Origin of the sequence: Luteibacter sp. 9133 (assembly GCF_000800155.1) — a bacterium.
Lineage (GTDB): Bacteria > Pseudomonadota > Gammaproteobacteria > Xanthomonadales > Rhodanobacteraceae > Luteibacter > Luteibacter mycovicinus.
Genome location: NZ_JUHO01000001.1, coordinates 976,074 through 996,293 on the forward strand (window position 1 = coordinate 976,074; position 20,220 = coordinate 996,293).

Sequence of the window (20,220 nt, forward strand, 5' to 3'; positions counted from 1 at the left end):
GCCATGGGCATCAAATGCGGCATCGTCGGCCTGCCTAACGTCGGCAAGTCCACCCTTTTCAATGCGCTGACCAAGGCGGGCATCGCCGCCGCCAACTTCCCGTTCTGCACGATCGAGCCGAACACCGGCATCGTCCCCGTGCCCGACCTGCGCCTGACCGCGCTGGCCGGCATCGTGAAGCCGCAGCGCGTCATTCCCACCACCATGGAATTCGTCGACATCGCCGGTCTCGTGGCGGGCGCGTCGAAGGGCGAGGGTCTGGGCAACAAGTTCCTCGCGCACATCCGCGAGACCGACGCCATCGCGCACGTCGTACGCTGCTTTGAAGACGGCAACGTCATTCATGTGGCGAACAAGGTGGACCCGATCGCCGATATCGAGACCATCGATACCGAGCTGGCGCTGGCCGATCTCGAGGCCGTGCTGAAGGCGCTCGACCGCGCCACCCGTTCGGCCAAGGCCAACGACAAGGACGCGATCGCGAAGAAACCGGTGCTGGAGAAGCTCCGCGTCGCGCTCGATCAGGGCAAGTCGGCCCGTGCGGCTGGTCTCGATGCCGAGGAAAAAGCCCTCGTCCGCGACATGTTCCTGATCACGATGAAGCCGCTGATGTACATCGCCAACGTGGCGGAAGACGGCTTCGAGAACAATCCGCACCTCGACGCCGTGCGTGCGCGTGCTGTGGAAGAGGGTGCCGAGGTCGTGCCCATCTGCGCCGCCATCGAAGAAGAGCTCTCTCAGCTCGAAGACGCCGATCGCGACGAGTTCCTTAAGGATCTCGGCCTCGAAGAGCCGGGCCTCAACCGCGTCATCCGCGCAGGCTACACGCTGCTCGGCCTGCAGACGTATTTCACCGCCGGCGAAAAGGAAGTCCGTGCCTGGCAGGTCCGCGCCGGTTCCACCGCGCCGCAGGCGGCCGGCGTCATCCATACTGATTTCGAGCGTGGTTTCATTCGCGCCGAAACGGTGGGCTACGACGACTTCATCAAGTTCAACGGCGAGCAGGGTGCGAAGGAAGCCGGGCGTCTTCGTCTCGAGGGTAAGGAATACCTGGTGAAGGAAGGCGACATTCTGCACTTCCGCTTCAACGTCTGATTCCGGCTGTTCATCGGTGATAACGAGAGGCCTCGCTCACGCGAGGCCTTTTTTTCGCGCCGCGCAATTCAATCGCTTGCAATTCAATATCCACAACCCTACATTCAGGGCATGAGCAGGAAATCCCTTCCGGAAGGCGTCGAAGCCCCGCGTACCCTCGACGGGCAGCTGTGCTTTTCGCTGTATTCCGCGAACCTCGCGATGGGGAAGCTCTACCGCCAGCTACTGGCAAAGCTGGACCTTACCTACCCGCAATACCTCGTCATGCTCGTGCTGTGGGAGCGCGACGGCATCACCGTGTCGGAACTGGGCGACCGGCTGTTTCTCGACTCGGCCACGCTTACCCCGCTGCTGAAGCGATTGCAGGCAGCGGGCCACGTGGTGCGCACGCGCGGTACGCGCGATGAGCGGCAGGTCCTCGTCACGCTCACCGACGAAGGCAGGGCGTTGCGCGAGAAAACCGGGCATGTTCCCGTCGACGTGTTCTGCGCGACCGGTTGCGAGATCGATGAGCTCGTCGGTCTGAAGGCGCAGCTGGAAACGCTGCGCGCGAGCCTGATCGATACCGCGAAGAGCGGCTAACGGACCTCAGCCGGTGATCTGCCGCTGCATGTGATCCAGGTACTGATCCAGTTCGGCCACGCTGGCGAATACTTCCGCCACCGGCACCGCTTTCACGATCTCGAAAACCTTCTTCACCTGCGGCTGTGGGTTCAGCAGCAACGTGCGGCCGGCACGATCCTGCATCTGTTTGCGTAGCTGCGCGAGGCTGCGCAGGCCGGCGCTGCTGATGTAATCGAGCGCGGACAGATCGATGATCAGCGTGCCCCCGTTGTCCACGAGCGGGGTGATATCGCGCAGTGCGTCGTCGAATTCGCCGAAGGTCGCCGCATCGAGGCGGCCTTCCAGCCACACGGTGCTGCGGTCGGTGGTCGGGGATTCACTGCGAACGATCAGGGTCATGGGGCAGGCTCGTCGGACAGGGATGGATCGAAGCGGATGACGACACGGTTGCCGTGTTCGTCGCGTGCATAGTGGAAATCGCTGGCGATGCTGCGTGCAAGATGCAAGCCGAGTCCGCCGATGTCGCGCAGGGCGATATCGCCAGGGAGTTCCGGCGGTTCCGGTTCCAGCGGATCGAAGGGCATGGCATCGTCGCGCAGCTCGAGTCGGACCATGTCGTTGCCGATGTCCAGCTGAATCTCGATGCTGCCGTCGCGCCCGTCGGGATAGCCATGACGGACCGTATTCACCAGCAGCTCTTCGAGCACGAGGCGGACGTCCGTGCGACAGGCGGGATCGACGTCGCCGCGTTCGAGCGCGCTCCCGGCGCGGTCGAGGGCAAGAAACACGTCCTCGAGACGATTAGGAATGCGCAACCGCATCGAGGCGGACTCCTTTCACCCCGGCGTCGTGCCAGGTCAGCGCGAGCAGTGCGATGTCGTCGTAAGCGGGGGCGCCCTCGACATAAGCGTCGACGTCGTTCAGAACGCCGGTGACGAGCGCCTCCGGTGTCGCGCCTTCGCCGATGCGCGAGACGCTGTCGAGCAAGGCATCCGCGCCATAAAGGCGCTGATTGCCTGCGTGCGCTTCGCTGACGCCATCGGTGTACATGATTACGGTGTCGCCCCCCAGCAGTGTCATCACCCGCACAGGGTAGCGCGCTTCGCGATCGAGGCCGAGGGCGGGGCCGGTTTCGACGTCGACGAGGATGGCGCTTCCGCCGGCGTGCAGTACGGGCTGTTCGTGCCCGGCGCTGGCCATGCTGAGCATCCCGGTTTCGGTCTCCACGACACCGCATAGCAGGGTGACGAACATGCAGGTGTCGTTGCCCTTGCACAGCTCACGGTTGAGCGCGGCGAGGATGTCGCTCGGCGACCGTGCGTGCGTGGCGATGGTGCGCGCGAGAGTGATCGTCCGCGCCATGAACAGGGCGGCCGGCACGCCCTTGTCGGAGACGTCGCCGACCATGACGCAGACGTGCTTCGCGCCGAGCGCGAAATACGTGTACAGATCGCCGCCCACCGCACTGGCCGGGCGCAGCGCGGCAAACAGCTCGATACGACCGTCCGCGGCGAGCCAGCGCGGTTCCGGGATGAGGGCAAGCTGGATCTGGCGGGCGATCTCCAGCTCGCTGGCGATACGCTCCTGCTCACGGGCGGTGCGCTTCGCGGTATCGATATGGCCCGCGAGCTGATGCCGCATATGGTCGAAGGCCCGGGTGAGGCGACCTACCTCGTCGTTCCGCCGGACGTCGGGCAGGGCGAAATCCAGGTCGCCTCGCGCCACGTTTTCCGCGCGCTCGGCCAGGACGCCCAACGGGGCCATGAGGCGGCGTGTCACGATCAGTGCGATGAGCGACACCCCGGCGAGCGCCAGCAGTCCCAGCAGGATGTCCACCATGTAGGTGCGCCGGAGGTCGGCCAGCACGGCGCGCTCAGGCATGCTCAGTCCGAAGATCCAGCCGGTCCCACGAATCGGTACGTAGTAGACCCAGACGGGCTCGCTCACGCGCGCGCCCATCTCGGGCGTCAGGCGTACCGGGTTCTTTCCCGTCGCCATGGCCTCCCTCAGAGGGCGGCTGGCCCGGCTGCCGATGTACGACGTCCAGTCATGCGCGAGGAAGATGCCGTCGCTGTCGGCCACGAACGCGGAAGCGTGTTCAGGCTTGCCGAGCTGGCTGAGGAGTCGCTGGAGCCAGTCGAGGCTGATGGTGGCGTCGGCGACGCCGATGACCGGGATGCGGCTCGTGCCCGGTATCGCGACCGAATAGCCCACGAGGGTCTCGGGCCGACCGGCCATCCGGAATGGCGCTTGCCAACAGCCGCTGTCGCAGTTCAGGCCTTGCACGAACCAGTCGGAACTCCAGTACGGCTCCGGATCCGTTCTACGGCTGCTGGCGATGAGCGAGCCACCGGGACCGCGACGTACTACCGGGGCGTCCTGATCGCGTACCGCCGAGCTGTCCCGCGGTACGAAGGCGGCGCTGATGTCGACGATCTCCGGGTTCGCGGCGAGCGTGTCGCGAATGAGGGCGGGGGCCTGGTCCCGACGGTCGTGAAGGAGGGCGGCGAGGGTGCGTCCGATGGTGGCGACCCCGTCGATGCGTCCCTGGATGCGGACGGCGGCGGACTGGACGACGGCGGCCGCTTCGCGCTGGGTCTGGGCCAGCGTCTGCTCACGGGTGTGGGATAGCAGCAGTCCGCCGGTCACGATCATGATGATCGCCGACCCCAAAAGCATTGCCAGGGCGAGTCGCGAGGCGACGCTGCGAAGGACCATGGGGCGCTCCCGGGGACGATGGCTTCGAATCTATGCCGCACGGGGCGGTCCGACAAGCCGCCCAGCAGCCATAATGTGACTTTCCCCAGCAAGGTAGCGGCATGTCCGGCACCCAGCGAGAAGTCGAATTCCGTTTCCTCGCCCAACCGACCGATGTGAACTTCGGCGGCAAGGTCCACGGCGGCATGGTCATGAAGTGGCTCGATCAGGCAGGGTACGCCTGTGCGGTGGGCTGGAGTGGCGCCTATTGCGTGACCGTTTCGGTCAGTGGCATCCAGTTCCTTGCACCGATTCTCATCGGCGACCTCGTGACCGTCCGTGCCCGTCTGATCCATACCGGCACATCGAGCATGCACCTCGCGGTCGACGTCCTCGCACGGGACCTCCGTAGCGGCGAACAGCGTCTGGCCACCAGTTGCGTGATGGTCTTCGTGGCCATGGACAAGGCGGACGGCGGCAAGCCGACCCCGGTTCCGCCCTGGAAGCCGGTGGAAGAAAGGGATCTGCGCCTGCAGGAGTACGCCCTCAAGCTGATGGAAATGTCGCGTGCGATGGAGCCACTGGTGCTCGCCACGCGGGAGGCCTGACAAAACGCTTCCCAAGGGCGACCCGCCTCGTTACACTGCGCGGCTCGCTCACCGACAACCCGTATCGGTGGGCTGTCCGGGCGTCGGTAAACGGTCAAGGCATGTGTATTTTACGTGCGGAAGTTATTGACAGTTTCCGGGGCGCTCGCGACAATAGGCGTTCTATGTTGGAGGAATACCCAAGCGGCCAACGGGGGCAGACTGTAAATCTGCTGGCTTACGCCTTCGGTGGTTCGAATCCACCTTCCTCCACCAAACGAGTTCCGCGCAGTGCGGGAGTAGTTCAATGGTAGAACTTCAGCCTTCCAAGCTGATTGTGCGGGTTCGATTCCCGTCTCCCGCTCCATTGATCTTACGCGCGCTGCGTTTCGTGCTCATGTAGCTCAGTCGGTAGAGCACTTCCTTGGTAAGGAAGAGGTCGCTGGTTCGATTCCAGTCATGAGCACCATCTTCGTCGCCCGCGGCGGTTCCTTTTTTACTATCTCATTGGCTCCAGCGGAGTTTAGCGCTCATGGCAAAGGGTAAGTTCGAACGTAAGAAGCCGCACGTCAACGTCGGCACCATCGGTCACGTCGATCACGGCAAGACCACGCTCACGGCTGCCCTGACCAAGATCGGCGCCGAGCGTTTCGGTGGCGAGTTCAAGGACTACGGTTCGATCGATGCGGCGCCGGAAGAGAAGGCACGCGGCATCACGATCTCGACCGCGCACGTGGAATACGAGTCGCCGAACCGTCACTACGGTCACGTCGACTGCCCGGGCCACGCTGACTATGTGAAGAACATGATCACGGGTGCGGCGCAGATGGACGGCGCGATCCTGGTGTGCTCGGCCGCTGACGGCCCGATGCCGCAGACCCGCGAGCACATCCTGCTCTCGCGTCAGGTCGGCGTGCCGTACATCGTCGTGTTCCTGAACAAGGCCGACATGGTCGACGACGCCGAGCTGCTCGAGTTGGTCGAGATGGAAGTTCGCGAACTGCTGTCGAAGTACGAGTTCCCGGGCGACGACACCCCGATCGTTCACGGTTCGGCCCGCCTCGCGCTGGACGGCGACCAGTCGGAAATCGGCGTGCCGTCGATCATCAAGCTGGTCGATGCGCTGGACAGCTGGATTCCGGAGCCGGAGCGCGTGATCGACAAGCCGTTCCTGCTGCCGGTCGAAGACGTGTTCTCGATCTCGGGTCGCGGCACGGTGCTGACCGGTCGCGTCGAGCGCGGCATCGTGAAGGTGGGTGACCCGGCCGAAGTGGTCGGTCTGAAGGACACCCAGCAGACGACGGTCACGGGCGTGGAAATGTTCCGCAAGCTGCTGGACCAGGGTCAGGCCGGTGACAACGTCGGCGTGCTGGTTCGCGGCCTGAAGCGTGAAGACGTCGAGCGCGGCCAGGTGCTGGCTGCTCCGAAGTCGGTCACGCCGCACACCGAGTTCGAGGGTGAGGTGTACATCCTGTCGAAGGACGAGGGTGGCCGTCACACGCCTTTCTTCAGCAACTATCGTCCGCAGTTCTACTTCCGTACCACGGACGTGACCGGTTCGATCAAGCTGCCGGAAGGTGTCGAGATGGTGATGCCGGGCGACAACGTGAAGATCTCGGTGACCCTGGGCTTCCCGATCGCCATGGACGAAGGTCTGCGCTTCGCGATCCGCGAAGGCGGTCGTACCGTCGGCGCCGGCGTCGTCGCCAAGATCAACAAGTAAGATAAGTGATGCCGGCCCCTCGGGGTCGGCACCCGGTCGCGGGGCGGGTCGGTCTTTGACTGCCCGCCCCGCGGTTCAACGGTTTCATTTGTACGCCAGTAGCTCAATTGGCAGAGCAGCGGTCTCCAAAACCGCAGGTTGGGGGTTCGAGTCCCTCCTGGCGTGCCACTTTTCGAGGAACGACGGCGGTTGACGCCGGGCGCAAGCAGGCGGTTTCGCTCGCTACGTCCGTCAGGCACCAGGCCAAGCGCGCATGAACACCAAGGCAGAACAAGCCAAGAGTATGGGCCCGGCCGATTTCGGCAAGCTGGCGCTCGCGCTGGTGGTGCTCGTCGCCGGCATCGTCGGTTTCTACTATTTCAGCGATAACCCGAGCGTGCCGTCCTTCGCGCGCGTCGTCGGCGTTATCGCCGCGGTCGTCGCCGCCATGGCGATTGGTGCCTTTACGGTGCCCGGCCGCAAGCTGCGTGGTTTCATCTCCGAATCGCAGTTCGAGTTGCGCAAGGTCGTCTGGCCGTCGCGTGACGAAACGTTGAAGACCACCGGCATCATCATCGTGGTCGTCATCATTCTCTCGCTGCTGATGGGGCTGATCGACTGGTTGCTTAAAACCATCGTGCTCGATTGGCTGCTTAAGCTCGGACATTGAGGTAAGGCATGAGCAAGCGCTGGTACGTGGTTCACGCCTATTCGGGTTTCGAACAGCAGGTTCGCAAGGCCCTGACCGAACGCGTCGTGCGCGAAGGTATGGAAGAGAAGTTCGGTGAGATCCTGGTCCCGACCGAGGAAGTCATCGAGATGCGCGGCGGCCAGAAGCGTCGCAGCGAGCGCAAGTTCTTCCCGGGTTATGTTCTGGTCCAGATCGAAACCGATACGAGCGGCAAGGTGCCGCGCATCGACGACGAATGCTGGCATCTGGTCAAGGAAACCCCGAAGGTCATGGGTTTCATCGGCGGCACCGCCGATCGTCCGCACCCGATCCGCGATACCGAGGCTGACGCTATCCTCAGCCGCGTGCGCGAGGGTGTCGAAAAGCCCCGTCCGAAGGTTCTCTTCGAGCCGGGCGAGATGGTTCGCGTCACCGAAGGTCCGTTCAACGACTTCAATGGCGTCGTCGAAGAAGTCAACTACGAAAAGAGCCGCCTGCGCGTCGCGGTGCTCATTTTCGGTCGTTCTACCCCGGTCGAGCTCGAGTTCGGCCAGGTGGAGAAGGCCTAAGGGCCTCCTGGCGGGATCGCTCCCGCCCATTCGGCATCGGGTTGCTTAGCCCGGGTCGGACGCCTATAATGCCCGGTCCACGCTGGAGCCTTGCGCTTCGGCGTGTCCGCGTTTCAGGGGTTCGCAGGTGCGGATCCCCTCACCACCACGGAAGGTCAACAGCGAGGAGCCGCAAGGCGTCAGCACTCGCGAGGAAAGTTAAATGGCAAAGAAAGTCATTGGTTACATCAAGTTGCAGGTCAAGGCCGGTCAGGCTAACCCGTCGCCGCCGGTCGGTCCGGCCCTCGGTCAGCGCGGCCTGAACATCATGGAGTTCTGCAAGGCGTTCAATGCCGCCACGCAGAAGCTCGAGCCGGGTCTTCCGATCCCGGTCGTGATCACGGCCTACTCGGACCGTACCTTCACCTTCATCACGAAGACCCCGCCGGCCTCGATCCTTCTCAAGAAGATCACGGGCGTGGCCAAGGGCTCGCAGAAGCCGAACACCGACAAGGTCGGTAAGGTCACCCGCGCCCAGCTCGAGGAAATCGCGAAGCAGAAGGAGCCGGATCTCACGGCTGCTGATCTCGAAGCCGCCGTGCGTACGATCGCCGGCAGCGCGCGTTCCATGGGTCTGGTGGTGGAGGGTTAAGTCATGGCAAAGCTCACTAAGCGTATGAAGGCCGCATCGGCCGCTGTCCAGCCCGGCAAGACCTATGGTCTCGACGAAGCGCTGAAGATCGTCAAGGACAACGCCAAGGCCAAGTTCGGCGAGTCGGTCGACGTCTCGGTCCGTCTCGGCATCGACGCGAAGAAGTCCGACCAGGGCGTTCGCGGTTCCTCGCTGCTGCCGCACGGCACCGGCAAGACCGTTCGCGTGGCCGTGTTCGTGCCGCCGGGTGAGAAGGCTGACGCCGCTCTCGCCGCCGGCGCCGACGCTGTCGGTATGGACGACCTCGCCGAGAAGATGGCCGCTGGCGATCTGAACTACGGCCGCGTCATTGCTACGCCGGACGCGATGCGCGTTGTCGGTAAGCTCGGTCAGGTCCTCGGTCCCCGTGGCCTGATGCCGAACCCGAAGGACGGCTCGGTCACCGCCGACGTCGCCACGGCCGTCAAGAACGCCAAGGCCGGCCAGGTCAAGTTCCGTAACGACAAGGGTGGCATCATCCACGCCACCATCGGCAAGGCGAGCTTCGAAGCCGCCCAGCTGGCCGACAACCTGAATGCCCTGATCGCCGACCTGCTGAAGGCCAAGCCTTCCGCAGCCAAGGGTCAGTACATCCAGAAGGTCGCGCTGTCGAGCACCATGGGCGTGGGCGTGCCGGTCGATACCTCGACCGTGAACACCTCGGCCAAGTAATCCGTTTTACGGCCCCCGCCGGTTCGCCGGCGGGGGAACGTTTTTGAGGGCAGCCGGGGACGCAAGTCCACGGTAGCCGTCAAAGACCGTAGGCGCGTTCAGCGCGCGACGGCGACGAGCAGGGAGCTCGTGTTGGCATGGAAACGCCGTCGTCGTTAGCGGGTTCGCTTAATCGGATACCTCGCGGTGTCCGGCCTGCGTAGATGGTGTAGCCCCTTCCGTATTCGTTTCGAATGGGGAAAGGCCACCACCCGGGACACGTCGTGTCCCCGACGTCAGGACGATGTCGCCCAGGACCGCAAACGGCAGGAGTCGTGAGCGGAGTTCAATTGGAGGAGTGCAATGGCTCTCAATCTGTCCCAGAAGCAAGAAGTAGTCGCAGAGCTGGCAGAAATCGCCGCTAAGGCTCACTCCTTGGTCGCTGTCGAGTACGCAGGCACCACGGTCTCTCAGATGACCGCGATGCGTAAGAAGGCACGCGAGTCGGGCGTTTTCTTGAAAGTTGTCAAGAACACGCTTGCCGCCCGCGCTGTCGCCGGAACCGAGTTCGAGGTCGTCCAGGACGCTCTCGTCGGTCCGCTGCTTTATGCGTTCTCGCTCGAAGAACCCGGCGCTGCCGGGCGCGTGATCAAGGAATTCGCAAAGTCTAACGACAAGCTCATCCCGAAGGTCGTTTCGGTGGAAGGCAAGCTGCTTCCCCCGGCGCACGTCGACGTTCTCGCGTCGCTGCCGACCCGCCAGGAAGCGCTTGCCATGCTGGCCCGCGTCCTGTCCGAACCGGCTGCGATGTTCGCACGCGCCGTCAAGGCAGTGGCCGATCAGCAGGGTGGTGGCGAAGTCGCCGCCGACGCCCCGACCGAAGCCGAACCCGCCTAAGTTCGCCGACTTTTCTCATCGAAACCATTTAAAGGTAAGAAACAATGTCCACCCTGACCACCGAACAGATCGTCGAAGCCATCAAGGCCAAGTCCCTGATGGAAATCATGGAACTGGTTAAGTCGATCGAAGACACCTTTGGCGTCTCGGCTGCCGCTCCGGTTGCCGCCGCTGGCCCGGCCGCTGCCGGCCCGGCCGCTGAAGAGCAGACCGAGTTCGACGTGATCCTCAAGTCCGCTGGCGACAAGAAGGTCGACGTCATCAAGGCTGTCCGCGCCATCACCGGCCTCGGCCTGAAGGAAGCGAAGGACCTGACCGAAGCCGGTGGCGTCGTGAAGGAAGCCGCTTCGAAGGACGACGCTGCCAAGTTCAAGAAGGATCTGGAAGCTGCCGGCGCCACGGTCGAACTCAAGTAATCGGCGCCTTGCGCGCCAGTAGTTCGACATAGCGTCAAGTGAGCCTGGGGGCGTAAGCCCCCGGGCTTTGGCCGTTCAGCGGCCCGTTCGAAGCGTCACGCGTCATGTTCCACGCTGTCCCTGTCGGAAATGGGACATCGGGAGTCGAGGGCAGCGATGCCCTGCGGTACGAATCTCGATCTCCGATTTTCGATCCATCCGATTTTTGATTGACCCATTACTGAGTCGAGGCGGTACCTACCATGACCTACTCGTTTACCGAGAAGAAGCGCATCCGTAAGGACTTCGGCAAGCGCCCGCCCGTGCTGGGCGTGCCCAACCTGCTGACCATCCAGACTGACTCGTACAAGGAATTCCTGCAGGAGCAGCTGAGCTCCAAGCAGCGCGAAGAGAAGGGCCTCCACGCCGCCCTGAAGTCGGTGTTCCCGATTTCCAGCTATTCCGGCAATGCCGCGCTCGAGTACGTCGACTACAGGCTCGGCGAACCCGCGTTTGATGAACGTGAATGCCGCAACCGTGGCATGACGTTCGGTGCGCCGCTGCGCACGACGGTCCGCCTGGTGATCTACGACAAGGACAGCCCGGCTTCCAAGAAGGCCGTGAAGTACGTCAAGGAGCAGGAGGTCTACATGGGCGAGATCCCGCTCATGACCGACACCGGCACCTTCATCATCAACGGCACCGAGCGCGTCATCGTCTCGCAGCTGCATCGTTCGCCGGGCGTGTTCTTCGATCACGACCGCGGCAAGACGCACAGCTCGGGCAAGCTGCTGTTCTCGGCTCGCGTCATTCCTTACCGTGGCTCGTGGCTCGACTTCGAGTTCGACCCGAAGGACGCGCTGTTCACCCGTATCGATCGTCGCCGCAAGCTGCCGGTGACGGTGCTCCTGCGCGCGCTCGGTTACGGCAACGAAGAGATGCTCGACATCTTCTTCGAGCACAACGTGTTCCACCTGGGCAAGAAGGGCGGCGTCACGCTCGATCTCGTCGCCGAGCGCCTGCGCGGTGAGACCCTCTCGTTCGACCTGCTGGTCGACGGCAAGGTGCTGGTCGAGGCCGGCAAGCGCATCACCGCGCGCCACGTCCGTCAGCTGGCCAGCGAGAAGATCACCACGCTCGAAGTGCCGGACGACTACCCGGTCGGCCGTATCGTCGCGATCGACATGATCGACAAGGACACGGGCGAGATCATCGCCGCGGCCAACGACGAGCTCACCCTCGAGCACCTCGAGAAGTTCCGCAAGGGCGGTATCGAAACCGTGCCGACGCTGTACGTCAACGATCTCGATCGTGGTGCGTACATCTCGAACACGCTGCGCATCGACAACACGCGCACGCAGCTCGAGGCCCTGGTCGAAATCTACCGGATGATGCGTCCGGGCGAGCCGCCGACCAAGGATGCCGCGCAGAACCTGTTCTTCAATCTGTTCTTCACCTTCGACCGTTACGACCTTTCGGGCGTCGGCCGCATGAAGTTCAATCGCCGTGTCGGCCGCAAGGACGTCATCGGTCCGGGCGTGCTCTACGATCACAAGTACTTCTCCGAGCGCAAGGAAGAAGAGTCGCAGCGTCTGGTCGCCGAGCAGGGCGAGACCTCCGACATCCTCGACGTCCTGCGCGTCCTGATCGACATTCGCAACGGCACCGGCACGGTCGACGATATCGACCATCTCGGTAACCGTCGCGTGCGTTCGGTCGGCGAAATGGCGGAAAACACCTTCCGCATCGGTCTCGTCCGTGTCGAGCGCGCGGTTCGCGAGCGTCTGTCGCTGGCTGAATCCGAAGGCCTGACTCCGCAGGAACTGATCAACGCCAAGCCGGTCGCGGCGGCGGTGAAGGAGTTCTTCGGTTCGTCGCAGCTCTCGCAGTTCATGGATCAGAACAACCCGCTGTCCGAAGTGACCCACAAGCGCCGCGTGTCGGCGCTCGGACCAGGCGGCCTGACCCGTGAGCGCGCCGGCTTCGAAGTCCGCGACGTTCACCCGACCCATTACGGCCGTGTCTGCACCATCGAAACGCCGGAAGGTCCGAACATCGGCCTGATCAACTCGCTGGCCGTGTATGCCCGCACCAACGCTTACGGCTTCCTCGAGACGCCGTACCGCAAGGTCGAGAACGGCAAGGTCACCGACAAGGTCGATTACCTCTCCGCCATCGAAGAGGGCGACCACGTCATCGCGCAGGCGAACTCGCCGCTGTCGAAGGAAGGCAAGTTCCTCGAAGACTTCGTCTCCTGCCGCTTCCGCGGTGAGTCGGAGCTGCGTCCGTCGGCCGAGATCAACTACATGGACGTTTCGCCCATGCAGACGGTGTCGGTCGCGGCGGCACTCGTGCCGTTCCTCGAGCACGATGACGCGAACCGCGCTCTGATGGGCGCCAACATGCAGCGCCAGGCCGTTCCGACCCTGCGCAGCCAGAAGCCGCTCGTCGGCACGGGTATCGAGCGCGCCGTGGCGCGTGACTCGGGCGTTACCGTGTCCGCCAAGCGCGGCGGTGTCATCGATCAGGTCGATGCCGCCCGTATCGTCGTGCGCGTCAACGAAGCGGAAGTGGACGAGAACGACGCCGGCGTCGATATCTATACGCTGACCAAGTACACCCGCTCCAACCAGAACACCAACCTCAATCAGCGTCCGCTGGTGAACGTCGGTGACATCGTGGCGGTGGGCGACACCCTGGCGGACGGTTCCTCGACCGACCTCGGTGAGCTCGCGCTCGGCCAGAACATGCTCGTCGCGTTCATGCCGTGGAACGGCTACAACTTCGAAGACTCGATCCTCATCTCCGAGCGCGTGGTCCAGGAAGATCGTTACACCTCGATCCACATCGAGGAAATGACCTGCATCGCCCGTGACACCAAGCTGGGTGCCGAGGAAATCACCGCCGACATCCCGAACGTGGGTGAGCAGGCGCTGGCTCGTCTGGACGAATCCGGCATCGTGTACATCGGTGCGGAAGTGAAGGCGGGCGACATCCTCGTCGGCAAGGTCACGCCCAAGGGCGAGAGCCAGCTGACGCCGGAAGAGAAGCTCCTCCGCGCCATCTTCGGCGAGAAGGCGTCGGACGTTAAGGACAGCTCGCTGCGCGTGCCCCCGGGCATGGACGGCAATGTCATCGACGTGCAGGTCTTCACCCGCGACGGTATCGAGAAGGACAAGCGCGCCAAGCAGATCGAAGAGACCGAACTGAAGCGGATCCGCAAGGATCTGGACGATCAGTTCCGCATCCTCGAAGGCGCCATCTACGCACGTATGCGTGCGCAGCTCGTCGGCAAGTCCGCGATGAGCGGTCCGGGCGGTCTCAAGCGCGGCACCGTCATCGACGACGCCTACCTCGATACGCTGAAGAAAGACGACTGGTTCAAGATCAACGTCAAGGAAGAGGAAGTCTCGGAGTTCCTCGAGCGCGCGGCCGACCAGGTCAAGCGTCACCGCGAGGCCTTCGACAAGCGCTTCAAGGAGAAGCAGGGCAAGATCACCCAGGGCGACGACCTCGCTCCGGGCGTGCTCAAGATGGTCAAGGTGTACCTCGCCGTTAAGCGCCGCATCCAGCCGGGCGACAAGATGGCAGGCCGCCACGGCAACAAGGGTGTCGTGTCGATGATCGTTCCGGTCGAAGACATGCCGTTCTCCGCCGACGGCCGTCCGGTCGACATCTGCCTGAACCCGCTGGGCGTGCCTTCGCGTATGAACATCGGTCAGATTCTCGAGGTCCATCTGGGCTGGGCCGCCAAGGGCCTGGGCCACAAGATCTCGGCCATGATCGAAGCCAACGAGAAGCCGGCGAAGCTGCGCGAGTTCCTCGACGAGGTCTACAACCACGGCAATGCCGGTGCGGAAGGTGCGGTGCGCCACGTCGACCTCAAGTCGATGACGGACGCCGAGATCATCCAGCTCGCCGACAACCTGCGCGACGGCGTCCCGATGGCCACCCCGGTCTTCGACGGCGCGGAAGAAACCGAGATCAAGCACATGCTGAAGCTCGCCGGCCTGCCGGAATCCGGTCAGACGGTGCTCTTCGACGGTCGTACCGGCGAGGCATTCGATCGCCCGGTCACCGTGGGCTACATGCACATGCTGAAGCTGAACCACCTCGTCGACGACAAGATGCACGCGCGTTCGACGGGCCCGTACTCGCTCGTTACCCAGCAGCCGCTGGGCGGCAAGGCGCAGTTCGGTGGCCAGCGCTTCGGCGAAATGGAAGTCTGGGCGCTCGAGGCCTACGGCGCCGCGTACACCCTGCAGGAAATGCTGACCGTGAAGTCGGATGACGTGCAGGGCCGCAACCAGATGTACAAGAACATTGTCGACGGCAACCACGAGATGTCCGCGGGTATGCCGGAATCCTTCAACGTGCTCGTGAAGGAAATCCGTTCGCTCGCTATCGATATCGAGCTGGAAGAGATCAAGTGATCGTCGCGGCTACCGGAGATTACGCATGAAAGACCTGCTCAATCTGTTCAACCAGCAGCGACAGACGCTGGACTTCGACGCGATCAAGATCGCTCTGGCTTCGCCGGAGCTGATCCGTTCGTGGTCGTACGGCGAAGTGAAGAAGCCGGAAACCATCAACTACCGCACGTTCAAGCCTGAGCGTGACGGTCTGTTCTGCGCCGCCATCTTCGGTCCGATCAAGGACTACGAGTGCCTGTGCGGCAAGTACAAGCGCATGAAACACCGCGGCGTGGTCTGCGAAAAGTGCGGTACCGAGGTCACCCTGGCCAAGGTCCGTCGCGAGCGCATGGGCCACATCGAGCTGGCCAGCCCGACCGCGCACATCTGGTTCCTGAAGTCGCTGCCGTCGCGCATCGGCCTCATGCTGGACATGACGCTGCGTGACATCGAGCGCATCCTGTACTTCGAAGCCTTCGTGGTTATCGATCCAGGCCTGACCGCGCTCGAGCGCGGCCAGCTGCTCAGCGAAGACCAGTACCTGGAAGCGACCGAAGAGCACGGCGACGAGTTCGATGCCCGCATGGGTGCCGAGGCCGTCTACGAGCTGCTCAAGAGCCTCGACCTGCCGGGCGAAGTCATTCGCCTCAAGGAAGAGATCTCTTCGACCAATTCCGAGACCAAGCTCAAGCGCCTCACCAAGCGCGTGAAGCTGATCGAGGCGTTCCTTGAGTCGGGCAACAAGCCGGAATGGATGGTCATGACCGTCCTGCCGGTGCTGCCGCCCGATCTGCGTCCGCTCGTCCCGCTGGACGGCGGTCGTTTCGCCACCTCCGATCTGAACGACCTCTACCGTCGTGTGATCAACCGCAACAACCGCCTCAAGCGTCTGCTCGAACTCGCCGCGCCGGACATCATCGTCCGCAACGAGAAGCGCATGCTGCAGGAGTCGGTCGATGCGCTGCTCGATAACGGCCGTCGCGGTCGTGCCATTACCGGCACGAACAAGCGCGCGCTGAAGTCGCTCGCCGACATGATCAAGGGCAAGCAGGGTCGCTTCCGTCAGAACCTGCTCGGCAAGCGCGTCGACTACTCGGGCCGTTCGGTCATCGTGGTCGGCCCGACGCTGCGTCTGCATCAGTGCGGTCTGCCGAAGAAGATGGCGCTCGAGCTGTTCAAGCCCTTCATCTTCGCCAAGCTGCAGGCTCGTGGCGAAGCCACGACGATCAAGGCCGCGAAGAAGCTCGTCGAGCGCGAAGAGGCACAGGTCTGGGACATCCTGGAAGACGTGATCCGCGAACATCCGGTCATGCTCAACCGCGCCCCGACCCTGCATCGTCTGGGCATCCAGGCGTTCGAGCCGGTCCTCATCGAAGGCAAGGCGATCCAGCTGCATCCGCTCGTCTGCACGGCGTTCAACGCCGACTTCGACGGTGATCAGATGGCCGTCCACGTGCCGCTGTCGATCGAGGCACAGCTCGAAGCGCGCGCCCTGATGATGTCGTCGAACAACATCCTGTCGCCCGCCAACGGCGAGCCGATCATCGTGCCGTCGCAGGACGTCGTGCTCGGTCTGTACTACATGACGCGCGAGCTGATCAACGCGAAGGGCGCCGGCATGGTGTTCGCGAACGTCGGCGAAGTGCGTCGTGCGTACGACAACCGCGCCGTCGAGCTGCACGCCAAGGTCAAGGTCCGCGTTCATATCACCGAGCAGGACTCGGAGGGTGCGACGTCGTCGCGTACCGCCATCGTCGACACGACGGTGGGCCGTGCGCTGCTCATGGAGATCATCCCGGACGGCCTCCCGTTCGCGCTGGTCAACACCGAGCTGACCAAGAAGAACATCTCGCGCCTGATCAACCAGAGCTACCGTCTGCTCGGTCTGAAGGAATCGGTCGTGTTCGCCGACAAGCTGATGTACACCGGCTTCCGTTTCGCGACGCGCGCCGGTATCTCCATCGGCATCGACGACATGAAGATCCCGGCTGAGAAGAAGGGCATCCTCGAGGAAGCCGAGAAGGAAGTCGTCGAGATCCAGGAGCAGTACCAGTCGGGTCTCGTGACCGCCGGCGAGCGTTACAACAAGGTCGTCGACATCTGGTCCCGCACCAACGAACTCGTCGCCAAGGCGATGATCGACGGTATCGGTACCGAGAAGGTCCAGGACCCGGAAGGCAAGACGGTCAACCAGAAGTCGATGAACTCGCTGTACATCATGGCGGACTCCGGTGCGCGTGGTAGTGCGGCGCAGATTCGTCAGCTGGCGGGTATGCGTGGCCTGATGGCCCGTCCGGATGGCTCGATCATCGAGACGCCCATCAAGGCGAACTTCCGCGAAGGCCTGAACGTCCTGCAGTACTTCAACTCGACCCACGGTGCTCGTAAGGGCCTCGCGGATACCGCGCTGAAGACCGCCAACTCCGGTTACCTGACCCGTCGTCTCGTCGACGTGGCGCAGGACGTCGTCATCACCGAGCACGATTGCGGCACGGAAGACGGCGTCATGATGTCCCCGATCGTCGAAGGCGGTGACGTGGTCGAGCCGTTGCGCGAGCGCGTGCTGGGTCGCGTGGTGGTCGAGGACGTCTACGCCCCCGGCGACGACGACCAGGCCATCGTGACCCGCGACACGCTGCTCGACGAGTACCTGGTCGACAAGCTCGACAAGGCCTCGGTGCAGCTGATCAAGGTCCGTTCGCCGATCACCTGCCGTGCGAGCCACGGTGTCTGCGCACTCTGCTACGGCCGCGATCTGGCCCGTGGTCACCTGGTCAACATGGGCGAGGCCGTGGGTGTGGTCGCCGCTCAGTCCATCGGTGAACCGGGTACCCAGCTGACGATGCGTACGTTCCACATCGGTGGTGCGGCGTCTCGTGCGGCAGCGGTCGATAACGTCACGGTTCGTACCACCGGCGCGCTGAAGTTCAACAACCTGAAGTCGGTCGAGCACAATCAGGGTCACCTGGTCGCCGTCTCGCGTTCGGGCGAAGTGAGCGTCATCGATGCCAACGGCCGCGAGCGTGAGCGCTACAAGGTGCCTTACGGTGCGACGATTTCGGTGAAGGACGGCGACCCGGTCAAGTCCGGTCAGACCGTCGCCAACTGGGATCCGCACACCCACCCGATCGTTACGGAAGTGGCGGGCGTGGTGCGCTTCATCGACTTCATCGACGGCATCACCGTGCAGTCGCAGACCGATGAACTCACCGGCCTCGAGTCGGCGGTGGTCACCGATCCGAAGCGTCGCGGTACGCAGGCCAAGGATCTGCGCCCGATCGTTCGCCTGGAAGACAGCAAGGGCCGCGAGCTCAAGCTGCCGGGTACGGACATCGCGGCTCAGTACTTCCTGCCGGCCGGCGCGATCGTGTCGATCCAGAACGGTACCGAAGTGGGCGTGGGCGACGTTGTCGCTCGTATCCCGCAGGAGACCTCGAAGACCCGCGACATCACCGGTGGTCTGCCGCGCGTTGCCGATCTGTTCGAAGCCCGTAAGCCGAAGGAACCGGCGATCCTCGCGGAGCGCTCGGGTATCGTCAGCTTCGGCAAGGACACCAAGGGCAAGCAGCGCCTGATCATCAAGGACGTGGACGGCAACGAGCACGAAGAGCTGATTCCGAAGTGGCGTCAGGTCATCGTCTTCGAAGGCGAGCACGTGGAGAAGGGCGAAACCGTCGTCGACGGCGAGCCGAATCCGCACGACATCCTGCGCCTGCTGGGTGTGGAGCCGCTGGCTTCGTACCTGGTCAAGGAAATTCAGGACGTCTATCGCCTGCAGGGCGTGAAAATCAATGACAAGCACATCGAAGCGATCATTCGCCAGATGCTGCGTAAGGTCGAGATCACCGAGGCGGGTGACAGCACCTACCTGCGCGGTGAGCAGGTGGAGCGCGTCCGGATCAATGAAGAGAATGACCGCGCGGAGGCTCGTGGTGAGCGTCGCGCCGGCTTCGAATCGGTCCTGCTGGGCATCACCAAGGCATCGCTGGCCACCGAGTCGTTCATCTCGGCGGCATCGTTCCAGGAGACCACCCGCGTCCTCACCGAGGCAGCGGTTCGCGGTACCCGGGATACGTTGCGGGGCCTGAAGGAAAATGTTATTGTTGGGCGGCTAATCCCTGCAGGTACGGGTCTGGCATACCACGCTTCGCGTCGTAGCCAGGGCGGTCTGACGGCTTCGGAGCTCGAAACCCTCTCGGGTTCGGCATCGACCGTCACGTTCGCTGAATCCGCTGCCGGGTCCAACGATAGCGCTGAGTAAGGCCCGTATCGCGGGTTTTGCTTGTACATACGAAATGAGGCGCAGGGACGCGCCTCGTGTTCGGATTCAAGGACGATGGGCGCCAGTTCGCTTCGCGGGCGGCGCACGTCAACAACGTTCTTATGGCGGGCCGATCTTTCGGTCTGCCTTTATGTTTCTCAGGAATAGCTTCGCATGACGACAGTCAACCAGTTGGTGCGCAAATCCCGCAGCCCGAAGGCGTACAAGAGCGCCTCGCCGGCCCTGCAGAGCAGCCCGCAGCGCCGCGGCGTCTGCACGCGCGTGTATACGACCACCCCGAAGAAGCCGAACTCGGCGCTGCGTAAGGTTGCCAAGGTGCGCCTGACCAACGGTTTCGAAGTCATCAGCTACATCGGTGGCGAAGGTCACAACCTCCAGGAGCACTCGGTGGTCCTGATCCGTGGCGGTCGCGTCAAGGATCTCCCCGGTGTGCGTTATCACACGGTTCGCGGCAGTCTCGACTGCGCCGGCGTGACCAAGCGTCGCAAGTCGCGCTCGAAGTACGGCGCCAAGCGCCCGAAGAGCTGAGTAAAGGACAAGAATTATGTCGCGTAAAGGTTCCCATCCCGCCCGTGTGGTCCTCCCGGACCCGAAGCACGGAAGCCAGCTGATCGCCCGCTTCATCAATATGGTGATGAAGTCCGGCAAGAAGTCCGTCGCCGAATCCATCGTGTACGGCGCCCTGCAGCACATCGGTGAAAAGCACGCCGAGCCGGTGCAGCTTGTCGAGAAGGCCCTGGGCAACATCGCCCCGGCCGTCGAAGTCAAGTCGCGTCGTGTCGGTGGTGCTACGTACCAGGTGCCGGTCGAAGTCCGTCCGGGCCGTCGTATGGCGCTTGCCATGCGCTGGGTGATCGACGCGGCGCGCAAGCGCGGCGAGACGTCCATGCCGCGCAAGCTGGCCGCTGAACTGCTCGAAGCCTCGGAATCCCGTGGCGGCGCCGTCAAAAAGCGCGAAGAAACGCACCGCATGGCGGAGGCCAACAAGGCCTTCTCGCATTACCGCTGGTAATTACAGCTCCAGATTGA

General features: G+C 63.4%; 17 protein-coding genes and 4 tRNA genes. 18 read left to right on the forward strand and 3 right to left on the reverse strand.

Translation table 11 applies throughout. The features are described 5' to 3' along the window. Positions 1 to 3 precede the first annotated feature (3 nt). Positions 4 to 1,095 (forward strand): redox-regulated ATPase YchF, encoded by a 1,092-nt coding sequence (gene ychF, locus FA87_RS04085; RefSeq protein ID WP_036115538.1) that lies wholly within the window; start codon positions 4 to 6, stop codon positions 1,093 to 1,095. Between the two features lie 111 nt (positions 1,096 to 1,206). Next, positions 1,207 to 1,677 carry a MarR family transcriptional regulator gene (locus tag FA87_RS04090; protein ID WP_036115536.1) on the forward strand — a complete coding sequence of 157 codons (471 nt, stop codon included), beginning with the start codon at positions 1,207 to 1,209 and terminating at the stop codon, positions 1,675 to 1,677. A 6-nt stretch (positions 1,678 to 1,683) separates the two neighbouring features. On the opposite strand, the gene FA87_RS04095 is transcribed toward FA87_RS04090, so the two are convergent. The 3 genes from FA87_RS04095 to FA87_RS19720 are packed head-to-tail and all read right to left on the reverse strand — an operon-like array spanning position 1,684 to position 4,377. Beyond that, on the reverse strand, positions 1,684 to 2,058 hold the full coding sequence (locus FA87_RS04095; protein WP_036115534.1) for an STAS domain-containing protein: 375 nt from the start codon (positions 2,056 to 2,058) through the stop codon (positions 1,684 to 1,686). Further along, positions 2,055 to 2,480 carry an ATP-binding protein gene (locus FA87_RS04100; RefSeq protein ID WP_052191137.1) on the reverse strand — a complete coding sequence of 142 codons (426 nt, stop codon included), beginning with the start codon at positions 2,478 to 2,480 and terminating at the stop codon, positions 2,055 to 2,057. The genes FA87_RS04095 and FA87_RS04100 overlap by 4 nt, the downstream gene beginning before the upstream one ends. Continuing rightward, positions 2,461 to 4,377: a SpoIIE family protein phosphatase gene (locus tag FA87_RS19720; RefSeq protein ID WP_052191138.1), complete on the reverse strand. Its 1,917-nt coding sequence runs from the start codon at positions 4,375 to 4,377 to the stop codon at positions 2,461 to 2,463. Before FA87_RS19720 ends, FA87_RS04100 begins: the two co-directional genes overlap by 20 nt. Before the next feature lie 101 nt (positions 4,378 to 4,478). On the opposite strand from FA87_RS19720, the gene FA87_RS04110 reads away from it, so the two are divergent. From FA87_RS04110 to rpsG, 16 genes are all read left to right on the forward strand, one after another. Then, positions 4,479 to 4,964, forward strand: a complete 486-nt coding sequence (locus FA87_RS04110; protein WP_036115531.1) for an acyl-CoA thioesterase — start codon at positions 4,479 to 4,481, stop codon at positions 4,962 to 4,964. 169 nt (positions 4,965 to 5,133) lie between these two features. Beyond that, positions 5,134 to 5,219: transfer RNA gene (locus FA87_RS04115), tRNA-Tyr, on the forward strand. A gap of 17 nt (positions 5,220 to 5,236) precedes the next feature. After that, a tRNA-Gly gene (locus tag FA87_RS04120) sits at positions 5,237 to 5,310 on the forward strand. Positions 5,311 to 5,336: 26 nt separating this feature from the next. Then, a tRNA-Thr gene (locus FA87_RS04125) sits at positions 5,337 to 5,412 on the forward strand. A gap of 63 nt (positions 5,413 to 5,475) precedes the next feature. Then, the gene (gene tuf, locus FA87_RS04130) at positions 5,476 to 6,666 is read left to right on the forward strand and encodes an elongation factor Tu (RefSeq protein WP_036115500.1); all 1,191 of its coding nucleotides are present in this window, start codon (positions 5,476 to 5,478) and stop codon (positions 6,664 to 6,666) included. A 92-nt stretch (positions 6,667 to 6,758) separates the two neighbouring features. Continuing rightward, positions 6,759 to 6,834: transfer RNA gene (locus tag FA87_RS04135), tRNA-Trp, on the forward strand. A gap of 85 nt (positions 6,835 to 6,919) precedes the next feature. Further along, entirely contained in the window at positions 6,920 to 7,315 is a 396-nt protein-coding gene (gene secE, locus FA87_RS04140; protein ID WP_051943919.1) for a preprotein translocase subunit SecE, read from the forward strand. Between the two features lie 8 nt (positions 7,316 to 7,323). After that, positions 7,324 to 7,884 carry a transcription termination/antitermination protein NusG gene (gene nusG / locus FA87_RS04145; RefSeq protein WP_036115527.1) on the forward strand — a complete coding sequence of 187 codons (561 nt, stop codon included), beginning with the start codon at positions 7,324 to 7,326 and terminating at the stop codon, positions 7,882 to 7,884. A gap of 202 nt (positions 7,885 to 8,086) precedes the next feature. Then, on the forward strand, positions 8,087 to 8,515 hold the full coding sequence (gene rplK / locus FA87_RS04150; RefSeq protein ID WP_036115523.1) for a 50S ribosomal protein L11: 429 nt from the start codon (positions 8,087 to 8,089) through the stop codon (positions 8,513 to 8,515). 3 nt (positions 8,516 to 8,518) lie between these two features. Beyond that, complete coding sequence (rplA, locus tag FA87_RS04155; protein ID WP_036115519.1) at positions 8,519 to 9,226, forward strand: 50S ribosomal protein L1; 708 nt, start codon at positions 8,519 to 8,521, stop codon at positions 9,224 to 9,226. Between the two features lie 342 nt (positions 9,227 to 9,568). Beyond that, positions 9,569 to 10,102 (forward strand): 50S ribosomal protein L10, encoded by a 534-nt coding sequence (gene rplJ / locus FA87_RS04160; protein WP_036115517.1) that lies wholly within the window; start codon positions 9,569 to 9,571, stop codon positions 10,100 to 10,102. Between the two features lie 44 nt (positions 10,103 to 10,146). Further along, entirely contained in the window at positions 10,147 to 10,518 is a 372-nt protein-coding gene (gene rplL / locus FA87_RS04165) for a 50S ribosomal protein L7/L12 (protein WP_036115514.1), read from the forward strand. Between the two features lie 242 nt (positions 10,519 to 10,760). Then, a complete protein-coding gene (gene rpoB, locus FA87_RS04170; RefSeq protein ID WP_036115511.1) occupies positions 10,761 to 14,930 on the forward strand; it encodes a DNA-directed RNA polymerase subunit beta in 4,170 nt (1,389 codons plus the stop codon). 25 nt (positions 14,931 to 14,955) lie between these two features. After that, positions 14,956 to 19,170, forward strand: a complete 4,215-nt coding sequence (rpoC, locus tag FA87_RS04175) for a DNA-directed RNA polymerase subunit beta' (protein ID WP_043692604.1) — start codon at positions 14,956 to 14,958, stop codon at positions 19,168 to 19,170. A gap of 174 nt (positions 19,171 to 19,344) precedes the next feature. Continuing rightward, positions 19,345 to 19,719: a 30S ribosomal protein S12 gene (gene rpsL, locus FA87_RS04180; RefSeq protein WP_036115505.1), complete on the forward strand. Its 375-nt coding sequence runs from the start codon at positions 19,345 to 19,347 to the stop codon at positions 19,717 to 19,719. 16 nt (positions 19,720 to 19,735) lie between these two features. Then, entirely contained in the window at positions 19,736 to 20,203 is a 468-nt protein-coding gene (rpsG, locus tag FA87_RS04185; RefSeq protein ID WP_036115503.1) for a 30S ribosomal protein S7, read from the forward strand. Positions 20,204 to 20,220: the final 17 nt, after the last annotated feature.